Annotated in this window: 16 protein-coding genes and 1 pseudogene; 4 read left to right on the top strand and 13 right to left on the bottom strand. The window is 53.1% G+C overall.

Annotated features, from left to right (window positions below):
- Both betC and AC2FIO_RS21070 read right to left on the bottom strand, forming a co-directional pair.
- Positions 1–1500 (bottom strand): choline-sulfatase, encoded by a 1500-nt coding sequence (gene betC, locus AC2FIO_RS21075; RefSeq protein ID WP_496699848.1) that lies wholly within the window; start codon positions 1498–1500, stop codon positions 1–3.
- A 23-nt stretch (positions 1501–1523) separates the two neighbouring features.
- The gene (locus AC2FIO_RS21070; protein ID WP_496699847.1) at positions 1524–2645 is read right to left on the bottom strand and encodes an aromatic ring-hydroxylating oxygenase subunit alpha; all 1122 of its coding nucleotides are present in this window, start codon (positions 2643–2645) and stop codon (positions 1524–1526) included.
- A 482-nt stretch (positions 2646–3127) separates the two neighbouring features.
- Here AC2FIO_RS21070 and AC2FIO_RS21065 point away from each other — a divergent pair, with 482 nt between their 5' ends.
- On the top strand, positions 3128–3697 hold the full coding sequence (locus AC2FIO_RS21065; protein WP_496699846.1) for a hypothetical protein: 570 nt from the start codon (positions 3128–3130) through the stop codon (positions 3695–3697).
- 545 nt (positions 3698–4242) lie between these two features.
- Positions 4243–4928: pseudogene (locus AC2FIO_RS21060) on the top strand (IS5 family transposase).
- Positions 4929–5413: 485 nt separating this feature from the next.
- On the opposite strand, the gene AC2FIO_RS21055 reads toward AC2FIO_RS21060, so the two are convergent.
- Positions 5414–7093, bottom strand: a complete 1680-nt coding sequence (locus AC2FIO_RS21055; RefSeq protein WP_282121420.1) for a BCCT family transporter — start codon at positions 7091–7093, stop codon at positions 5414–5416.
- Positions 7094–7459: 366 nt separating this feature from the next.
- On the opposite strand from AC2FIO_RS21055, the gene AC2FIO_RS21050 reads away from it, so the two are divergent.
- Positions 7460–8392, top strand: a complete 933-nt coding sequence (locus tag AC2FIO_RS21050) for a LysR family transcriptional regulator (RefSeq protein ID WP_496699845.1) — start codon at positions 7460–7462, stop codon at positions 8390–8392.
- Positions 8393–8528: 136 nt separating this feature from the next.
- On the opposite strand, the gene AC2FIO_RS21045 is transcribed toward AC2FIO_RS21050, so the two are convergent.
- The 6 genes from AC2FIO_RS21045 to AC2FIO_RS21020 all read right to left on the bottom strand — a co-directional run bounded on the left by AC2FIO_RS21045 (position 8529) and on the right by AC2FIO_RS21020 (position 14761).
- Positions 8529–10262, bottom strand: a complete 1734-nt coding sequence (locus AC2FIO_RS21045) for an adenylate/guanylate cyclase domain-containing protein (RefSeq protein WP_496699844.1) — start codon at positions 10260–10262, stop codon at positions 8529–8531.
- Positions 10263–10641: 379 nt separating this feature from the next.
- Complete coding sequence (locus tag AC2FIO_RS21040) at positions 10642–11628, bottom strand: zinc-dependent alcohol dehydrogenase family protein (RefSeq protein WP_496699843.1); 987 nt, start codon at positions 11626–11628, stop codon at positions 10642–10644.
- 41 nt (positions 11629–11669) lie between these two features.
- On the bottom strand, positions 11670–12515 hold the full coding sequence (locus AC2FIO_RS21035; RefSeq protein WP_496699842.1) for an enoyl-CoA hydratase/isomerase family protein: 846 nt from the start codon (positions 12513–12515) through the stop codon (positions 11670–11672).
- 92 nt (positions 12516–12607) lie between these two features.
- Entirely contained in the window at positions 12608–13396 is a 789-nt protein-coding gene (locus tag AC2FIO_RS21030) for an SDR family NAD(P)-dependent oxidoreductase (protein WP_496699841.1), read from the bottom strand.
- 12 nt (positions 13397–13408) lie between these two features.
- A complete protein-coding gene (locus tag AC2FIO_RS21025) occupies positions 13409–14374 on the bottom strand; it encodes a TIGR03571 family LLM class oxidoreductase (RefSeq protein ID WP_496699840.1) in 966 nt (321 codons plus the stop codon).
- Between the two features lie 12 nt (positions 14375–14386).
- Positions 14387–14761, bottom strand: coding sequence for a hypothetical protein (locus AC2FIO_RS21020; RefSeq protein WP_496699839.1), 375 nt, complete (start codon positions 14759–14761; stop codon positions 14387–14389).
- A gap of 113 nt (positions 14762–14874) precedes the next feature.
- Here AC2FIO_RS21020 and AC2FIO_RS21015 point away from each other — a divergent pair, with 113 nt between their 5' ends.
- Positions 14875–15780: a LysR family transcriptional regulator gene (locus AC2FIO_RS21015; protein WP_282151899.1), complete on the top strand. Its 906-nt coding sequence runs from the start codon at positions 14875–14877 to the stop codon at positions 15778–15780.
- A gap of 241 nt (positions 15781–16021) precedes the next feature.
- Here AC2FIO_RS21015 and AC2FIO_RS21010 read toward each other — a convergent pair whose 3' ends face one another.
- The 4 genes from AC2FIO_RS21010 to AC2FIO_RS20995 form a co-directional block, all read right to left on the bottom strand.
- A complete protein-coding gene (locus AC2FIO_RS21010) occupies positions 16022–18394 on the bottom strand; it encodes an autotransporter family protein (RefSeq protein WP_496699838.1) in 2373 nt (790 codons plus the stop codon).
- A gap of 324 nt (positions 18395–18718) precedes the next feature.
- On the bottom strand, positions 18719–19585 hold the full coding sequence (locus AC2FIO_RS21005) for an NAD(P)-dependent oxidoreductase (protein ID WP_282168680.1): 867 nt from the start codon (positions 19583–19585) through the stop codon (positions 18719–18721).
- 409 nt (positions 19586–19994) lie between these two features.
- On the bottom strand, positions 19995–20327 hold the full coding sequence (locus tag AC2FIO_RS21000; protein ID WP_496699837.1) for an NIPSNAP family protein: 333 nt from the start codon (positions 20325–20327) through the stop codon (positions 19995–19997).
- A 136-nt stretch (positions 20328–20463) separates the two neighbouring features.
- Positions 20464–20976, bottom strand: a complete 513-nt coding sequence (locus AC2FIO_RS20995; protein WP_496699836.1) for a DUF6653 family protein — start codon at positions 20974–20976, stop codon at positions 20464–20466.
- Between the last annotated feature and the right edge of the window lie 66 nt (positions 20977–21042).

Below are 21042 nucleotides of genomic sequence, written 5' to 3'. Positions count from 1 at the left end.
TCAATCCTTCAAAGGCGGATAGCGGTAGCGACTCGCGGCCACCGTCCAATCCAAGTTGTTGCGGACATATTGCTGACTTGCATCAGATGGTGGGTTGTAATCCCATGGCGCGCTGGCACCTGCTTCCATCGCGGCATGTAACGCGCGGCGTGATCTCTGCGTGGCGATAATCTTCTTTCGCAATTCACTACCGTCCCACCGTTCCGCGACTTCGGCTGCAAAGCGGGCTGCCGGGTCAGCATAGTCAGGGTCTGTGGCAACATTTTTTGTTTCCAGCGGGTCAGCGTTTAGGTCGTAGAGCTGCGGCGGGTCGCTGTCGCAATGAATGTATTTTAAAGGGCCGCGCCGGATCATGATTACGGGATAGCCCGTCATCTCGGCACAATACTCACCGATGGCTTCATCAACTGGGTCGTATTCGCCACGGGCCAAAGGCATTAGACTGCGGCCGTCGATCGGTTCTCCGATCATCGTCTCATTACCGCCGCCGATATCGATAAAGGTCGGCAGCAAATCAACCAGTGACACTGCATTCTGCGTTGTCCCCACTACAACGCCCGGCCCGGCCATGACCAGTGGAACGCGCGCAGAGTGTTCAAAGAAATTCATTTTATACCACAGCCCACGTTCGCCCAGCATGTCGCCGTGATCCGCAGTTACAAACACTATGGTGTTGTCCAACTCGCCCGTCTCTTCGAGGGTCTGAATCAGCTCCCCGATCTTGCTGTCGAAGTAGCTGACATTGGCCAGATAAGCATGACGCGCGCGACGGATTTCTTGGTCGCTGAGCGGCACATATGATGCTTCGATCCCATCCATCAATCGACGCGAGAACGGGTCCTGATCCTCCGTCACGGGTGTAAAGGACGGCATGTCGATCTCATCGTCCGAATAAAGATTCCACCATTCAGGTCGCGCAACGTAAGGATCATGCGGGTGAATGAAGCTTACCACCATCGCAAAGGGTGCATCGTTCCCACGTGCTTTGTCTCGGGCCACATCGAAGAGCCAGCGATTGGCGGCAAAGCCAACTTCATCGTCATAGTCGATCTGGAAGGTCGCATGGGCCAAACCGCTTTCCTTGACGGTTTGCATGTTATGATACCACTTATCGATCCGCTCATCTGGCGCTTCCCAATCCGGGGTCCATGCGAAATCCGCGGGGTAGATATCGGTTGTTACCCTGTCTTCGAACCCATGCATCTGATCTGGGCCAACGAAATGCATCTTGCCTGAAAGGCAGGTCCGGTAGCCTAGCGATTTAAGGTAGTGCGCAAATGTTGGCACCGATGCTCTGAACTCGGATGCATTGTCGTAAGCTGCAATGCGGCTGATGTGCTGGCCCGACATAAAGGCAAACCGTGAAGGTGCACAGAGTGGAGAATTGCAGTAAGCCGCATCAAAGCGCATGCCGCGCGCGGCTAACGCATCAAGGTGGGGTGTCTTGGCAACCTTGTGCCCGTATGCCCCAGTGAAGTGCGGTGCCAATTGGTCCGCCATTATCACGAGGATGTTTGGCCGCGTCACGCAGCACCTTTTGCGTAAGCATCCAGGACTAAGCCATGGAAGTGATGTACGGCGTGCTCAGATTTGCCGGAACCATCCGGGTCATTGACGATCCGACCTTGGGTGAACGCAGGTGTGTTCATCCCGCGCTGCACACTTTCGACAAGGCTGATGTCTTCGACCTGAAGAACTTCGTCCAGATAACGAATTGCGTCCAACTCCATCGCGTCGGGTTCCGGCGTCTCAAGGAAGAAGTCGTAAGTTTCAAGCGTCCGATCTGGCCCAACGGGGATGATGTTCAACACGATCATGCTTGACCGTCCCGGATACCGCATCAGGCAGGTCGTCGGATAGAGCCACCAAACCGCATGGGTTTTCACGGTGGCATTCGACACGTCATAAGCGGAATTCGGACTTGTGCCCGCGTCAGCCATATGGCTGGAGTAAATGCCGTAGGTCGTAACCTTATAGGTATCCATATCCACGAGGTCACAAAAATCCTTGTGCGCTGTAGGACAGTGATAGCACTCTAGGAAGTTGTCCACTACGTTCTTCCAGTTGGATTTGATGTCATAGGTCAGACGATGGCCAAAAGTGAGTTGATCCACATCCGGTGCCCAATGGCGCACTTCGGTTTCCAAGTTGCCGGATTGTTCTGACAAAGAAGTTGCCATCGGATCCAAATTAACGAAAACAAAGCCGCAAAATTCCTCGACCTGCACTGCATCGAGGCAAATCTCGTCTTTCCTGAAATCTTCGAGGTTTTCGGTATGTGGTGCGCGGGCCAATTGCCCGTCAAGTTTATAGACCCAAGCATGATAGGGGCACATGATCCGCGTTGTATTGCCTTCCCCCGACAGCAATTCATGCGCACGGTGTTTGCAGACATTATAAAAGGCACGAAGCTCACCCTCTTTATCACGCACAACGGCAATGGGTTGGCCGGCAATATCCACTGTTACATAAGATCCCGGCTCACGTGTTTTCTCGACATGACATACCCATTGCCAAGTTTTGGAGAGGATGGCGCGAAGGTCTGCGTCAAACCACTTGCGCTCGGTGTAGGCAGCAGCCTGCAATGAGCTGGAGCGCGATGGATCAGCATGATAGCCAAAGAAAATTGTATCTGAATCAGTCATGATTACGCCTCCGATGTTAGGTTAAATCTATTTCAAGTGGGATTCGGAGCTATGTTTAATCAGCCGCTAGTTTGATTATTTTCGCCAAGCATTTGGCTTTCGCGGACACCGTATTAATCCACCAAGCATTGGAATTAGCTGACAAGCGAATGCTGGCCCCTTGCCGGCACCTGTTCAGCGGTCATTCCTGCACATTGCAGCAATCAGCAAAATGGGCCCAACGCGGACATCTGAGCACTTTTGTCGGATGTCCACAAAGCGGCTGCAACCGGACGCCAATACCAGCCGGCACGCGGCAACGTCTGCTTTGACGTCCCACTGACTGCTTATGCGGGAACCGGACCTTGAATTGAACAGGACCTACGTCCGCTGTGCGGACAAAGCTAACTTTCATGTGGCGTGAATACGCACCTCGCTTCTTTCTAACCGACTTGCCCACACTTTGCCTTGAGACATAAGCAATCTTGATAGTATCTGATCCAATGAGAAATCTTCTGGCCACTATCGTCTGTGTTTGCGTTACCCCATGTTTTGCGTTGGCAGATATACCGACGCCTTTCTACAGCAAATCTGCGTTGCTTGACGCTGACAGCTTAATTTTGTGCTCGGATTTTGACGAGATCAACGCTTCGCGTGTCTCTCAGTTTCTCAGCGAACTAGATCAAAACACCGCAACAGTGAATGTGAAGGATGGTCCTAAGCGCCCACCAAAAGCATTAAGTTTCAATGTGTTAGCAGTCGTCACCGGGGTTGAAGCTCAATATACTACCGAACAGTGCGCAAGCGACACTGTTCCATACGGAGGCATTGTATCGAACGAGATTGCAACTGCAGCAAAGAGGCTCTTTGAAGATTTGGAGCATCCAAACGCAGCAATAGATGCGGCACTCGGCGAGACAAAATGGGTCAGCTCAAATTTCTACCACGAAGCAGAAAACTGGGTGACTATCGTCATTGCGATGCGAGAGCCGTCCACTAATTTCACGATGATCAATTTGTTCGACCAACCTCATACGGCCTGTGAGCAGAATTCGGCTTGCGTAGAACCGTAGGTTTGGGCTCGAACCAGACCTTTGATGAGGCCGATGGAAACGGCCGCTTTCAAGGGCCGTTTGCTTCCTTCGGAATTTCGATGGGAGAGGCGAGCTTCACCGACCAAGAACGGTTGCGGCATGCGAATTAATCCTGATAGTTGGAGTGCAAAGTTTCGGTTGAATCCGAGTGCACAGTTTTTGGTAGCAACGCCGAATCTTCCCTGCAATTTCGTGCGCCGCAGTGCAGTGATATGCGCATCCCTACAACTTATTGTAGGTGCGCCCATAGCTTTGCATTTCGCCTAAAGGTTTGCGTCTTTGGCCCAAAGCTTTGGGCGCAGTGACCGCCCGTTGTTTCTTGAATTCGAAGCTGAATGCTCGCAGGGCTAATTCTTGACTAGCTCCTGGCTCCAGTCGCCATTCCGGTAAAGCTTACAAAGCCGCTGCTTCTTGGCCAGAGCGGCTATGCCTGATCCGAGAACAGGACTGAAGGCTGCTAGGGTCAGGATGCATTGATTTTCGGTGCGCAAAATGACTCATGGCTCCCAAAACGGAGCGGTGACATGAGCGATCTTTATCGGCTAACCGACGAGCAGATCGCCAAGCTCGTCCCATTTTTTCCCGAAGTCGCACGGCAAGCCCCGGGTTGATGACAAACGGGAGTTGAGTGGGATTATATTGATCAATCGCAATGGTTTGCGCTGGCGAGATGCCTCAAAAGAATACGGATCTCACAAGACGCTTTATAGCCGATGGAAGCGTTGGAGCGAGAAAGGCATCTTCGCGCGGATCATGGCTGGTCTGGCCGCCGTGCATGGCGAAGAGAAGACATTCATGATTGACGCGACCTATCTAAAAGCACACCGCACTGCGACAATTATTGTCGCGAAAAAAAGGGGGCGTGACCATCTGATCGGTAGAACCAAGGGCGGTATGAATACCAAGCTGCATGCTATATTTGACAGCCAAGGGCGCCCACTCAACCTGTTCGTTACCGCCGGGCAAGTCAGTGATGACATCGGTGCTTGGGCTCCGCCCAGCAGTATATCAAACGTGGATTGGCTGCTCGGGGATCGCGGCTATGACGCCGGTTGGTTCCGAGAAGCGCAGATACAAGCGGCGAAACCGCATCGAGATTATGTTTGACAGGCTCATGTATTCGAGGCGCGTGGCGACACGCTATGACCGTTGTCCCAAGGTCTTCCTCTCAGCCATCGCACTCGCGGAAACCGTCATATACTGTTTATGAATCCGGACCCTAGGTCTCGTCATGTCAATTCCTCATGTAGAAAATCAGGCAACCATCGCAGGCCGAAATTAATCTCACGTATAAGAATTGCGGACTTTGCACCCGATCCAGAGACTGTATTAAATTCAAAATAAGTAGCGAAAATAGAGCGCTGCACTCTCCTCAGTCAGCCACCCGGTGCATCCGAACATCGGCCAGCCGTGACGGTTCTTTCAGCGAATGGTTCGAGCCCAAAGTTCAAATTGCTTCTCGACACACTAAGGTCTGCGATGCGCAGAATGCGGACTTTGCAAAGTCACGTGTCACAGCGCCACCTGCCCAGTCAGGACGGTCAAAAGCCGACATTCATCGACTCGGTACACTCCACAGTTCAGATACCCCATTCCTGCCGTTTACGATCGCATAGCAAATTTCAAAATGGATAAGGATGTCTTGGAAAATGAGGCCCCAGATTTTAACCAAGGCCTCATTGTTTTCTGCGATGCCTATTCAGCTGGCATCGTCGAGGTTTCCGGATCAATTGTTGAAGCAACGCCTGCGGCCTCGCGCCGACCATCATTCCAAATTGCCTTGATCAAAGCGATGCACATAAGAGCCATCACAATCGAGAACGGCAATGCCCCAATCACCATTGCAGTCTGAATGGCACCGGTGCCGCCTGAAATCAGCAACCCTCCAACAACCAGAGCCAGTGCAGCACCCCAGAACATGATGTGCGGGCGTGCTTTGGGACCTTCGTCGCCTGCAGCGTTGATCGTATTCACAATCAAAACGGCAGAGTCAGCCGAGGTGACCAAGAATGTCATCAGTAGAACAACGATGACCACCGCCATAGCCCAGGCCAGCGCTTGAGCAATCGGAGCCAGCATGAATTCTGTCATGGCAAAGATTTTGTCGCCATTCGCTGCATCCAGGATTACGCCGTTCGCATTGCCATTCAATTCCAGATCAATCGCTGTGCCACCGGCCCATGCAAACCAGACAAAACACATCAGCGAAGGAACGATCATTGCACCCAACACAAACTCTCGGATCGTACGACCACGAGAGATGCGGGCCAGGAACAGTCCAACGAAAGGTGCGAACGCAATCCACCAGGCCCAGTAGAATACTGGCCACCAGCCTTGCCATTGGGCAAGCAGGAAGGATTCCGATCCTTCGACGCCATCAGATGCATAAACGTTAAAGCTCAGCCACGGCAGAGCGACCAGATAGTCCCAAATCCCGACGAAGAAAGCACTTGCGCCAAAGAACGTGGCACCGAAGATGATGAAGAAGCCCAGCAGGAATATCGACAACACCATGTTGATGTTCGACAGCCATTTGATGCCCTTGCCAACACCGGACAGCGCCGACAATGTCGAGGCGCCCATGATGACCAAAAGCGCAACAATGATCCCAAGCGTGGTCGCCGAACCATCAGCATGTGCCAACCCGCCAATACCGATCCGCGTTAGACCCGCTACGAACTGTTCAACCCCGAAACCCAGAGTTTGAGCAACGCCGAGGATCGTGGCAACAACGGCCACAATATCGATCAGATGACCCAGATTACCGGACAGCGCCTTGCCAAACAGCGGAGTCAGCGACGATCGGATCGTCAATGGTAATCCGCGGCGGTAGCTAAAGAACGCCAGCGCGAGGCCTGCAATGGCGTAACACGCCCAAGCACCAAGGCCCCAATGCAAATAGGACCAGACATAGGCGGTACGAACATTATCCGCCTCGAGGGCGGTTGTGACGCCTTGAATGACTGATGGGTTATTCTTGAAATGCGCGACAGGTTCCGCAACGGCCCATGTCAGCATTCCGACCCCGATCCCGGCGCCAAACATCATCGAAAACCATGAGAAGTTCGAGAATTCGGGCTTTTCACCTTTCACACCCAGGTTTAGCCGCCCTGCTGTGGGCCAGATTGCCAGCCCAATACAAACGATGACAAAAGCTGTTACGACCCAGATGTACCAAGCGGCAAATTGAGCCAGAATGGCCGCGTTCCAATCGCCCAAGACCCTGCCAGCTTGTGTAGGCCACACAATACACCAGACCACCAACAAACTGATTATGATCTTACTGATTACCGTCACGTTGACGCTGAACCCCCGATAAAAACCGTTGTCAGCGGTTTTGATCGGAAGTTCCGATAGTGGAGGCTTAACTGCCATATTCGTTTTCTCCCTATTGCTGATCAAGCAGATTGCAAGATCAGATTGCTCTGCCATGAATGTCCATGCTGCGCTTGGAGCAGCCACAATCCGTGTCGCCCAACCGAAGCCAAAGAAAAGCGGCGAATTAGGTTCTGCATGCACAGTCTGTTAAATGGCAATCGCCCCACCGTGCAGACGAGACACCCCATCCAAAGATGCCCTCAGTAACCCTACCCACCTGCATTGCCATTGCAGGCTGAACCGTCTGGTTGCGTCTGTGGTCTGTCATAACTCGGTCCCATGTTTTTCTAACCGGGTCGGAAAATCACCCTTTGACAAAGTTTTTGGTACATATTCGAGTGGTTTTGCAGTAGCTCAGTAATTATGAGTGACATTAACCAGGCTAATATCAATCTCAGCCGTAACCTTGTTGCGCTCTATGCGTTTGAAACGGTCGCAAAACACGGGAACTTCACAAGTGCCGGAGAAGCGCTTGGCTTGACCCAATCCTCGATCTCTCAACGGATCAAAGGCTTGGAGATCGATCTGGGCGTAGTACTTTTCAAACGAGAACACCGAGGCGTTTCGCTAACGTATGAAGGGCTCAGGCTTCTCAACGTGGTCAAACCAGCAATGACACAAATGGGCTATGCGGTTGGTTCATTACTGGAACGTAAATCCAAACCAAGGGTTCGGATTTCTGCCGACTTCGCCTTCTCTACGTTCTGGCTGTTACCGCGTCTGGCCTATTTACGTGAGGAACTTGGGGACGAGATTGAAATTCAAATTCTGGCATCTACCGTGCCACCAGGCCTGGACGACCCGGATTGTGACATACAGATCCATGTCGCACCTAGGAGCCAGATTAGACCTGGTGAAATTCTATTATTGGAAGAAATCGTCGCGGCAGTTTGCAGCCCCCAGCTATTAGAAAAGATAACACCAATTCGATCTTCGACAGACCTACTGGATGTTCAACTTCTAAGTTTGTCAAAACCCGCCACCGCCGAGTGGCAAACCTGGCAGGGATGGTTTGATAACCTGGGCATTACAGGCGAAAGAAAGAAAAACTACATCAGCTTTAACAACTACGACATGGTCACACAGGCTGCTTTGGCAGGAGATGGCGTCGCGTTGGGTTGGATCGGCCTAATTGATGGCTTGCTCAACAATGGTTCGCTTGTGAAAGTCACAAATGACGTAGTCATAAGCGACGCTGGCTACGTCATGTCGCGGGACCCGGCCAATTTGGGTCGCGGTCCTCGCATGGTTTTCGACTGGATCGCGGACCAGGTTTTCTCATCGCCTTCGGCATAGTGCCCTGCATCGGCAGTGAAATCACATCTATCTTAGTCGATACTGTGCCTGATCCAAGTTTCCGATTTACATATGAAAGCGCCGCGCAATTTCCTGGCAGCCTAAGCAATCTTCTGATCTCTGCAATACTGCGACGTTATTCTGGTAGACCCGCTTTTAGCATAGCATCCGCCCAGAACTTGCGCAGGGCGTCAGTCTTGTAGACGGTGTGGCCGGTATAGGTTTGAACTGAAAATTGCGGATCGATGGAAAGAACGGCCTCTACCGCTTTCTTGGCGTTTTCAGTGTCATCAAAATCAGCGTGGATCGCGGCCATACGGACTTGGCACAACACGGTGCCAGGCAGGCGGGTTTCCAAGTGCCGGTAAACCGTTCTTGCCTGCTCCAGCTGCCCTAATCCGCGATAGGCATCCCCCAAATGGCTGAAATACCAGTCTGGGCTATAGGGCGACAGCCGAATGGCCTTTCGCATGCTGTTCAGGCTTTCCTCAAATTCACCACAACTATTGTACGCAATTGCCAGCATGGCATGAGAAAGCGAGACACTGGGTTGCCGTTCGATAGCTTCGTTGCAGAAGGCTTTGGCTTCATCAAAACGAGATTGGTTTGTGAAAATATACCCTTGTAGTGCATAGACATCAGCTGAGACATCGTTCCTCTTTAACAATGCATCGCAAATTGACTGGGCCTCGTCAGTTGACGCCTTTGGGTCTAGATGGAACCCAAGGCGGGCACCAGCTTGCAACGCCCACCCTAGGCCCGTTTTGAATGACGAGTTCTCGGGGTCAAGCTCAACTGCTTTCCGGTAAAGCTGAATCGCGGAAAGGTTCCCTTCTTTTGTAAATTTGTATTGTTCACTGATGCCACGCATCATCAAGTCCCACGCCTCAAAGTTAGGCGCTTGATCAGCCCAAAGTCTGAGCTCTTGCCCGTGTGTAAGGTTGACCGCCAATGAAACGGAGATTTCGCGTGTGATTTCATCTTGAACTGCAAAAATATCTTCAATCTGACGGTCATACCGGTCGGCCCACAAATGCGAGCCGGATTGACATTCAATAAGCTGCCCTGTGATGCGAACCCGCTGCCCCGCCTTTCGGACACTCCCTTCAAGGACGAAACGAACACCTAATTCCCGTCCGACCTGTCTTACATCGACAGACCTTCCTTTGTAGGCAAACGTCGAATTGCGCGCCATCACGATGAGACCATTGATATGCGACAAGGCAGTGATGATGTCTTCGGTAATTCCGTCCGCGAAGTATTCCTGCTCTGGGTCGCCTGACATGTTTTGAAATGGCAGGACAGCGATTGAAGGTTGGTCCGGCAACTCCAACCGCTCACCTGTCAGAACTTCGTAGAACTCAGGTGACAGGCGCGCCGGGTCGAGATCGATGTTGTAGGCCCCAATCTTATGTTCGATGTTTTTTAAGTTTTGCTCGCCCAGATCCCTGAAACTGCCAGAGACCTTTCCTTTGATCTGACGGTATACATCTTCGGAAATGCAGACGCCTCCAGGTTCTGCGATTGCTTCCAATCTTGCGGCCACGTTGACGCCTTCCCCAAAAATATCGGAGCCTTCGGAAATCACATCTCCCAGATGAATACCGATCCGCAACTGAATGGGTTGTCCGTGGGGGGCGTCAGGTTCTCGGTCCTGCATAGCCCGTTGAATGGCGACAGCGCAGTCCGCCGCGTCGACCACACTTGTGAATTCGGCCAACAGACCATCGCCCATCAACTTGACAATTCGCCCACTGGAATCGCGTATTTGGGGTTGAACCAATTCAGAAAGCAGAAGGTTTAGACGCCGAATTGCGTTTTCTTCATCGCGCCCCATAAGGCGTGAGAAGCCGACGACATCGGCTGCCAATATCGCCGCAAGTTTCCGCTTCACAGTCAGCCCTCCGCGAAAACCACGTTAGAGGTAATACCCGTCGCGGTCTACATTCGTGCCACCCCTTAACGTCTGCTATTCTATCGCGAAGACCCTTGTTGAAGCCAATAATAATATAGCCACCAAGGCTCCGTACGGCCTGAATTCAACTTTGGGGATTCGAAATCAAAGACCGCTTTGGACTGCCTATCGGTCACTGTTACAGGGTGCAGTGAACTTCAGCAACGAGCCCAAAGTAACCTATGCTGGAGTTTACACTGAAGTCAGCTAAGCACTGAAAGGCGACATCAATTGCAGCTCAAACTGAGTTGGTGCGCAAGGTCATCTTACGCGCACCAACCCCAACCGGATCAGATCATAGTTCCACAACGACTTTTCCGACCGCACCTCCATGCGTTAGATGCGCATAGGCGGCATCGACATTGCCCCACCCAAACTTCTGTTCGTCGACAATTGGCTTGAGCCTGCCAGAATCCACCAGATCCGCCAACGACCGCAAGATGTCTCCATGGGTTTGCCGCCCGACATCGTGCATCATTGGGATCAGCATGAAAACGACGTGCAGAGACAGACCTTTGAAATGCGCAGGCGTCAAATCAATCTCGACCATCGCGACCGTTGAGGCGACATGGCCATTGAGCCTGGCGGCTTCGAACGAGTTCGTCATGTTCAGCCCGCCAACGCTATCAAACACCACATCGAAGCCCACGCCATCAGTATGCTCGGCAACATAGTCCTCGACTGTTTGCGTTGTAAAATCTAAGGGACGCGCACCAAGACCCTCGATCAAGGACAACTGATCTGCGCCGCGGCCTGTCGCGGACACGTTTGCGCCAAGATGACGGGCGATTTGAACCGCGACATGACCAACGCCACCTGCGCCGCCCTGAACCAGAACAGTCTGCCCTTCGCCAACACCGGCGCGGGTTAACCCTTCGTAGGCCGTGATGCCAACGAGAGGTAGAGCGGCGGCTTCCCGCATGCCCAGAGTCTTAGGCTTATGTGCAATCAGGCGGGCATCTGCATTGATGTACTGTGCCAGAGAGCCCGGAAGGTCCACCAAACCACCGGCGCAGCCGAACACCTCATCGCCGATGGCAAAACCTGTCACGCCTTCGCCAATCGCGATGACCTTGCCAGCAAAGTCCATACCAAGCACAGCCGGCAATTTGGGGGACAGGGGCAGGTCCGCGCCCATGCTGTGGATCATTGTATCGACGGTATTGACGCTAACCGCGGCCACTTTGACGACCACATGCCCAGGTATCGCGACCGGGTCGGGCACTTCACCAAGCTCGAACGGTGCATCGGGTCCGTAGGTATTTAAAACCATTGCTTTCATTGGGGTATTCCTTTTCTTCCGTGATGGTTTGGTTCGGGGGATCAGTTGATGTCCTGCACCTGCATCACCAGATCGCCCCACTTGCGCTGGTTTTCGATGTCGTGTTCCAGGCCTTGTTCATCCGCGATGGTGAATCGTTTGACCGCCGGAGTTTTGCTGGTGGCCTGATAGAGCCAATAGGCTTCGGCCTTCAGCGCCTCATCAATCGGTTTGTCGATGGATTCATAAACCATCTGTTTGCAGGCATTGATCGACTCTGCGGGGAATTGTGCGATCCGTTCGGCAAGTGCGGTCACATACGGGCCGATTTCATCCGGCTCCAGAGCCTTGTTGATGGTGCCCAAACGCTCTGCATCATCCGCGTCGTAGTCTTGCGCGCTCAGGATGATCTCAAGCGCTTTTCCAAGGCCGGTCTGACGCGCCATGCGCGAGGCGCCGCCGCCGCAGGGCAGGATACCCATGCCAACTTCCATCTGCATGAACTTATACTTTCCCCGCGCTGCAAAGCGCATGTCGAGGGCCAACGCCAATTCGTGCCCACCACCACGTGCAAACCCTTCCAGCTTTGCGATAGTTGCCTGCGGCACCTTACTGATCCGCTCGCAGATGGATTGCAGATCCAAAAGCTGCGCATCCTCGCGGGATACTGCCTCAGTCGACATGTCCTTGAGCAGGTCGGTGTCGTAGTGGCAGACCCAGATTTCCGGATTGGCAGATTGAAAGATTACGACCTTGGTATCGCGATCACGCTCCAGCCGCATGGCCAGACTGTTGAGATCTGCCAGCATTTCCTGGCCCTGCACATTCACGGAGCCAAAGTTGAATGTCACTGTAGCGATACCGTTCTCAACGGCTACGTCAAAGGTTTGAAAGTTCTCGAATTTCATCAGGCAGTCCTTTCTTGGGCCTCGACGCGGCATGCGCGAGGGTCAGGGGAGAGTTAATGGTGGAAGTACGAGGCGCTTTCGCGCCGCGTTGGTCAGGCAGTCTGGCTGATCAAGTCTCTTATTGTGTTCATGACGTCTGCAACGTGACCTTTGTCCAGCGCCGCAGCATGCGGATTTGTGAAGGCTCCACTATCATTGTCGAAATATGCACCCGACGCACCAGCGAACTGCTCACCCAACGCCGCATCAACAAGAACATCAGCACCTATGCTCATGTCGTTCCCGGCAACGCCGAAGCCCTCTTTCACCATTTTTGAGGCCAATAGTGATCCGGGATTTACAGCGACCATAACCGGTGCCTCGGTTTGCGATCTCGCCCATTCCCGGGTCCAGATGGTGATAGCCAGCTTGCTTTGAGCATAGGCTTCCATATCCGCCAGCGGAACATTGCCTTGCATGGCCTTGATGTTCACCGGGGCCTGTGCTGCCGATGACAGATTCACGACCCGCCCGTCGGGGGGAATGATCGGCAGTAGCAATTCGGTCAAAAGGTATGGTGCGAGCGTGTTCACCACAAAGCGGATATCCTGCCCATTCTCAAGCACGGTTTGCGGGGCTTTCAGCACACCTGCGTTGTTGATCAATACATCCAACCTGTCATGTTCGGCCCGTATGCTTTCGGCCAGTTTTCGAACCGCGGACAGATCGCTCAGATCTGCGGCATAGGTTTCGACATCGCCTCCGACAGCGGCAGCTGCGCTCTCCAATTTGGGTACACTGCGACCATGCAAAAGCACTTTGTGCCCATCGGCGGCCAGCTTCTTTGCTGTGAGCAAGCCAATGCCGTCGGTCGAGCCTGTGATGAGAATAGTTTTGGTCATCGGTCTGTTCCTTTAGGAAAAGTCAGACAGCAAAGTGTCTGCTAGGTGTTCGAGGGTTGAATCGATGGAAGCTTGATTGAACCGAACGTTCAGGGCGACGTGATTGACCCCGAGCGTTTCAACCTCGCGCAGATAGCTGCGAAGGAAATCGGTGCCAGACTGAAACCCAAGATGGATCGGACGCGGAGGCGCAGCGGGGTCGGCAACGACATCGACATAAAGCGACTGCATGACGGGCTTGTCCAGTTGGCCCGCTTCCCTAACGCGTCGTCGGTAATCCGCGATGACCTGCCCCTGGGCAGACGCATTGCGCGGATAGGTCATCCAACCGTCGCCGTTCTGCGCCACCCAATCGGGGGATTGCTGGCTACCGCCGGTAATAAGCATCGGCAGACGTGTGCCATGCGGCTTTGGCAATAGGTCAATACCGCCAGACAGCGTGCCCTGAGCGCTTTCATACTTGGGATAGACCGTTCCAACCGCGCGAATGTAGTCAATGCTGTCGCGGAAACGTGCCCCTCGGTCGTCAAAGCTGTGGTTCATCGCCGGGTACTCCTCGGGGCGGTCACCTGAAGCAACGCCCAACAGCAACCGACCACTCGAGAGCATATCTGCGGTCGCCGCTGCTTTGGCCACATGCGCAGGGTGACGCAATGGCAGGATGACACTCGACGTTCCAAGCGCAATCCGGTCTGTCACTGTTGCCAGAGCACCCAGATAGACAAATGGATCGTAAACTTGTCCGGGATCGCCAAAGCTTGGAACATTGAAAGGTACGTCGCGCAGCCAAAGTGCCGCAAACCCAAGCTCCTCGGCTTTCTGAGCCGCTTTCAGGTGTCCCCGTAGCGTCGGCTCTGCGTCGACGGCATAGGCTTCGAGAGGCAACACAAGGCCAACGCTCAGCCGTCCGGGACGGAACACCCGGTTATAGGCCACATTGATTTGGTCAAACTCAACCGGCTGCACTTTATCCAACATCTCTGGGTTCCTTTAGTAGAGCACCAAAGTACGGCTCTCGATGCTTTTGCGCGTTGCATGGGAGTCATCCGTCCGACCAGTGTGATCAAAAACTACAACCTCGCGCACGCCCAACCTGTCCGACAACGTCGCTGTCAGCTCAGCATCGTATACCGGTTTCCAAGCCTCTCCGGCAAAATCCCGAACCTGCGTTTCCAGCGATATGAATTCAACGGCATCAGAGGCAAATGCAACTGTGTTGGTAGTCACGCGGGTATCTTCCAGTGCAACAACCGCGGAGGTCAGTTCGGGGGACACCGGATTACCAGCAGTCCCGCCTGCATCTAGCTCAAATGCTTGCCGATAGAGTGTGTGAACGTGGTAGTTGACTGTGGCTGTCCGCGCCATTTGCGCCTCCTTCCCATGCTTCATTGCATCGATGAGAGGGATTTAACGTCAATCCAATTGCATATAAACTACCTATTCACGGATTGATAATTCGGGTTTGCCACATAATGGGAATTGATACAGACGCGCTGCGATTATTTGTAAGAGCGGCAGAAATGTTGAACATCAGCGCGGCGGGGCGCGCATTTGGAATGGCCCCGGCCGTCTCAAGCGCAAAGCTCGCCAAGTTGGAGCAGAGCTTGGGTTCCGAATTGCTGCATCGCACTACACGCAAAGTGTCGCTGTCAGTTGAAGGTGCCGATTTCCTGCCTTTCGCCCGAGAAATCATCGCGCAGGAAGAGGCCGCACTTGCGGCTCTGGGCAAGCAAAAAACAACCATCAAGGGCACGTTGCGCTTCGCTGCGCCAAGCAGTTTTGCACAGCTCTACATTGCGCCAATCCTGCCTAAGTTCCTTGAACAGCACCCCGACCTCACAATAGATCTGCGTCTGTCGGATGTGCAGTTCGACCTGATCGAAGGAAGCTATGATCTGGCACTCAGGAACGCGCCACTTGTCGACAGCAGCCTTAAGGGTCGCAAACTGGCTGATGACCAGCGTATTCTTTGTGCCGCGCCGCACTACCTCGACACGCACGGCGTTCTCGATACACCAGCCGATTTGACAAACCACCATCTGATCGCTTTCCAAAACCGACAACCGCGACCACTGACAGGACCGGCAGGCGAGAACGCCATTTTCGATCCCGCATCAGCCAAAGGTCAATTGATTATCGATGACGGTCAATGCCAGGTTCACGCCACATTAGCCGGAGCCGGTATTTCCTTGAACGCTCTATGGAGCGTGCACGATCAACTAAAATCAGGCCGATTGATACGGGTTCTCCCAAGCTTTGAGGCCAGCGAAGACAATGTCTTGTGGTTGATCTATCCCAAGTCCAACGTGCTGTCCCCCAAAGTGCGGGTGTTCATGGATTTTCTGGTCGCTGAGATTGGCACCAAGCCTCCTTGGGAAACATGAGTGCAAAGTAGGTCAAGTGCGCTTTCAGACATCCTGACGCCAAGGTCGGAGACTGGCGCTAAGCGGACATGCTTTGTCCAATCGCGAAAGCCTGGTTTGTCCACACAGCAGCCGTACGCTGCAACTTGTTCGAATGTCCACGTTGCGGACAAAGCTGACGTCCACAGGGCTCATCGATGATTGCCGCAACAACTGTGGTCAACGTGTATGATGTCAAAAAAGAAACAACTGTGTCACGAAATCAGAATCGAACACTAAGATTTGCCCCCAAACCATGTTCTTGACCATTTGAACGTACCGAATAGCCGTATCCTGCTGTTAGTCTGGCTTGCTCGGATATTTGATATCCCAGCCCCAACCCGAGGACGAAGCCGTTGGTTCCTCGGTTTTGCCCGACCTGCGTAAATGTCCCAAATATCGGGCTTGTAACCGTGACTTCATGCTCACTATCCTTGTTGGCAAAAAAGTCGTACTCGTAGCGAGCAAAGGCAATTGGGGTTAGCACACCATTGTCACTCAAAAAGTCCCGTTGATAGTCGACGCCAATCGAGGCGACCAAAGACTCTGCATCCGCTTTTTCAATTGAATAGTTGAAATCGCCGCCTCCGGTTTCTGTTCCAGAGCCTTGTTGGATGCGCCCGTAGTTTAGTCCGAAAACCGTGGAAACTCTTGCGCCACTCTCCAGATTAAACAGCTTCCGTGCCTGGATACCGGCGTGAATGCCTTCTTGGTCCAAATCCGACTTTGCCTCGCCTCCCGTAAATCCGTCTACAGAAGGGTTATTCCGCTTGGCGTCAGTTTCACCGAACATGTAACCGATCAGCCCAGAGAACTCCCACGTTCCAGTCGTTGTACGCCCGTAGACGCCCGCGTGATAGCTGTCGGTGGAAAAGTCCTGATCAACTTGATCGTGCTCATCCATTGAGGACGTCCCGAATCCTGCGTACACGCCAACGACCCCTCTTTCCGAACTGAAGACATCCGCACCGACCAAAATGGTGCCGAGCGAATAGTCGAATGTCCCGAGGCCGTTAGTTCCATCAACGTCCCCGCTCACATACGCTGTGTCGATCCACCAGCGCCGATCAGAGCAGTCGACTGCACCACTAGGGCTGTGGACCGTGTCGATGCCACCTGATGCAACGGGTCGGTTTTGATTGTTGAGACCAACTGCTTGAAATTTGCGGCAGTCAGCATGGCTCAGAACCGTGTTGGTTATCAGGTCTAGTTGCTCAAGCCCAATGGTCAGGTTGGAGGAATAGGGTTCCGCATGCACACGATTAAACCCAGCCAGACCTGAATTGGTGAGCGTGTTGACTGCGGCACCAATTGTTGAGCCACTACTGAGCCCCGTCCCCGGTGACGTGTTTGTGGTATTAGCAACCGCTCCTGCGAGGTTGCTGGCATTTGGCGAACTGGTAACTGCCGGGTTCTGCGGTAAGCTTGAGACCGGTTGTGCAGTGAATGCAATGTCGACCTGACCATCTGCCGTGGGCGTATTGGCTATCGTAAGGTTAGACAAAGCTGGCAGAGATCCACCTGCAACGAGCGTCGGTGAGTCTCCATCAAAACTTGAAGCTCGAAAAACAGTATAATTGTTGCCGGCAGCGTAGTCTTGCGCAGTCAGGCCGGGCCGAGCAGCTTCGACTTGTATGGTAGCTTTGTTGATACCAGTGACTGCGTCTGTTGACGAAACCAGATCCGCATTTTGTGCCGCTGTGGGGTCGACTTCCGACAAAATCGTCGACCCTGCATCGAAGGAAATTGCACTATTAATATTCAACGTCCCAATCGAGGAGCCCGGTGAAAGAACAGCGCCATTTCTCACGTTGAAATTGAATGCGTTCACGGTGCCGTTGCCGGCCAGAGTACCAAAGTTATCAAAATCGACCGTGGTCAGACTGCTGGATGCATCGAGTCGTAGCGTTGTGCCGCCACCTATCACCATATCGCTAGTGGCCGACATCGAACTGTTGGTCAGAGTAAAATCAGACGCTTCAGCAACTCTTGTCTGAATATTGAGCACACCAAAAGCGATTTCTGTCGCGTTAGTGACTGTCAAATCATCGTAGGTCAATGGAGTATCTGACTGGAAGTAAACCTCTGTAGGATCAACATCGCCACCGTTTGCAGGTGCAAATGTCATGGATCGTCCTGATCCAATCGAAGTCCCTACAATATTGACTCGTAGTGTGCCGTTGATTTGCGTCGTCAAGGCCTCCCGTGAAACAAAGTCGCCGCTCCCAGCCGCTACATCGACGTTCAACAAAGTCAGTACCGATGCTCTGTCTGGATTTTGACTCTGCCCCGGGACATAAAGCTCAATTTCCCCAGAAGGCGTTATGGAAGAATTACCAATCAGAAGCGCCGTGATGGGTCCGTTTGGAATTGGCAGGCAGGTTTTCACAGTAGAAGATATCGTCTGCCCGCTAAGAATAGTCTCTGTTCCAGCAGTGTATTCGTCACGGGGAGCACCAACTTCGACGCAAGATTGCGAACTTTGGGCCCAGGCATCGCCCGGCAATAGCAAATAAGCCAAGGCACCCAACGTGGAACTAGAGACAATTAAGCGCTGAGCGTACCTTGCTGAATTTGCCGGGTCCTTTGTTTGCATTAGCGTTCTCCCCTAACTACACAAGTGAGGCTACACCCGTTTTTGATATGCAGTGCACTTTTTTTAAATATTTTGGAAAAGTCGAACGATTGACTGCTTTGGGCTCAAAGCAGACGTTTGCTGCAGGCGACATGAACGACTGCCGGGCGGGACAATGCTGCCGATAAGTCAGTTTGTTGGAACGCGTGGTAACAGCCCTTAGCCGACATCCATCGGCTTGTCTCGATGCTGCAGTCGCAACCCGCATAGCTGCCGTTCGTCGCGCGTGCGAAATCCTGTAGAACGGTAACTCACAGTCTGCGGACGCAGCGGACAATTGGCGCCTCAATTTTTACGAAGCGCTTTGATAATTGCTGCTGTTTCCTGTTTTCCAAAGCCAGCGTCCTGCGCACGTTTGACCCAATTGCGCATTACAGTCGGTAGTTCAGTGTTGATACCCATGGAAACAGCGTGATCGTACAAACCGGTGACCGCCTCTGCTGCCACATCAACTGATGCGCCGCCGCCAGAAATCTCGTCGAAAGAGCCTGCATGGATTGCTTCGGTTAGAGGAATAGCCCTGTCACCAGGCGGAAGGATGGACGTGAACTCAGACACAGGTAACCCCTCGGCTTCGCAGACAAGCGATCCGTGTATACTTCCAAAAATTATGCCAAGGAGTCGCGAAAGAAACGCAAGCTCCAATGTCGCTGCCGAGCGGACGTTGGAACCCAAGTAGCGTAAATCGCCGGCGAGTACGTCAAGGTCTGCTTTGCTATCAGAAAATGCGATTTCGTCTCCTGCGACCGCTATCCGGCCGGTTGACGTTCCGATGTCGCCTGGCCAACACATGATCGTGCCGTCAAGGTAACCTGCGCCCCAATTGTTAAATTGCTTTTTACTGTCCTCAGATTCTTGCGGCGACGAAGTGCCAAGCTGAATAATGTCGCTACCGACGGCAGCCTTTGAGACTGGAGGAGTATCAAAAAGAGCGTTTGTGGTTGCGTAGTTGAGAAGGCAGATCAATGTCCTAGGGCTTGCCGAAATGGCCTCATCCAATTCATCGGCACCCCGCGCACCCCGCTCCACCAAGGGCTCTATTTTGTCTTGCGTGCGGTTCCAGACGGTAACATTACGCCCGGAGTCCAAGAGCGCGGTTGCCAGAGCAGTTCCCATTGCGCCCAGTCCAACAACTGTAATGTCGCTTGTCATTCCCCATTCCCCCATTGTGCCCCGCTTACCAACCGCAAGCCTGAAAACGATATCACGGATGACTGAGAAGAGCCGGGGAATCTAATTTTCCGTTTTGAGCTCGCTGCTGACCTCGGTGCCCTTGCAGCAAAGCCCCCTGCCCCGCCAATAGCTGATCACGAGGGCGGCCCACAGCAGACATTCAGCAGCCAGCCGAGAAGCTGCGGTCGCAGCCCTCTTTACTTTCGAGATCTAATGCCTTTTTCGCTTCCGGTTAATTGGGTGGGTATTGGCGTCGCTAGTTTGCCGTCCGATCAAGGTCTGTTTTGGATCATCGCCACCCACTGCGCACCCGCCAGTGGCTACAATCGGTGCTGTGGAACGTGTCTTGTTCTCTTCTGTCAGCCCTTCGGATTGTGGGCCCCGGAATTTAAAGGGATACGCCACCGCCGAAATTCTCAAACCCGTTTGTTGTTTCGGTTACATCCGCCTCGAAGTGGGCGATTAAGGGCATTACCAAGGGCTCGATGTGCTTGTTCCATACGGGTCCCTTGTAGAAACTATCTTTGATCCTGTCTCGTTCCTCGAGCGACGAGAATGCCCGCATCCAGTGGACTTTGTCCGGATTGTCCAGATCTCGCAGGGGGCCAAAGACCAGCATCCCGGCGCCTCGCAATGCAACACGGTTCTCTTGTTCAAAGAACTCTATAAACTCCTCGCGACGTCCGGGTTTTAGTGTGTAGCGGCGAACTTCGATAATCATGTGTGTAACCTGATTGTTTAGAATATTCTCTTGGGTGAAGCCTGTTGAGGCTGATCCTCGCCGTGCCACCCATCGTACCCTTGAATGATGCAAGAAGCTCAGAACATTCCGATTGATGGAAGTGTGGTGCCATAGCTCAACTTCCAACTGTCAGATCATCTAGAGTTCCACCGTCGCGCACGAAGTCGCTCCAAACCCAGGCCATGCGGTCCACAAACCACATCTTGCCACCTGAGATCACAACTATGCCGAGGCAAGTGAACCCCAGATCGAACGCCCAAAGGCCGTATGCAAAAGGCACCAGACCCATACTACTGGCGAAGGCAACTGCATTTGCGGCGCGTTTATGATGAGCCGCAACCTTATCGCGGTGCCGCAGCCAGACACGCTCGCCAAGAACACCCTGCGCGGACCAACTGTCGAAAGTCTCCGGCCGCGAAAAAACGCGTGGGTTGGTCCATATCCAGACAAGAACGACGCCGACCGCAAGCCATGCCCAAAAATCAATCCATGCTCTGCTCCAGATTGCCAAGCCCATAAGCGGCAGGGGTGTCAACACACGGGTCCAGACGGACCAAGGGTTCGCATGCCGCAGCCAAACCTCGTCCTTCATGCCCATCAGGCGTTCGGAAAATCGAGCTATGTCCATCTTTGCAACTCCTTGATCCACCTCTCCGAAAATGGGAGGGGTAGGATTGATTGAACTGTATGACGA

It is taken from the genome of Ruegeria sp. CDSB086, assembly GCF_059611065.1.
The sequence above is the reverse complement of the archived record's forward strand: the minus strand, read 5'-3'. Positions and strand labels throughout refer to the sequence as shown.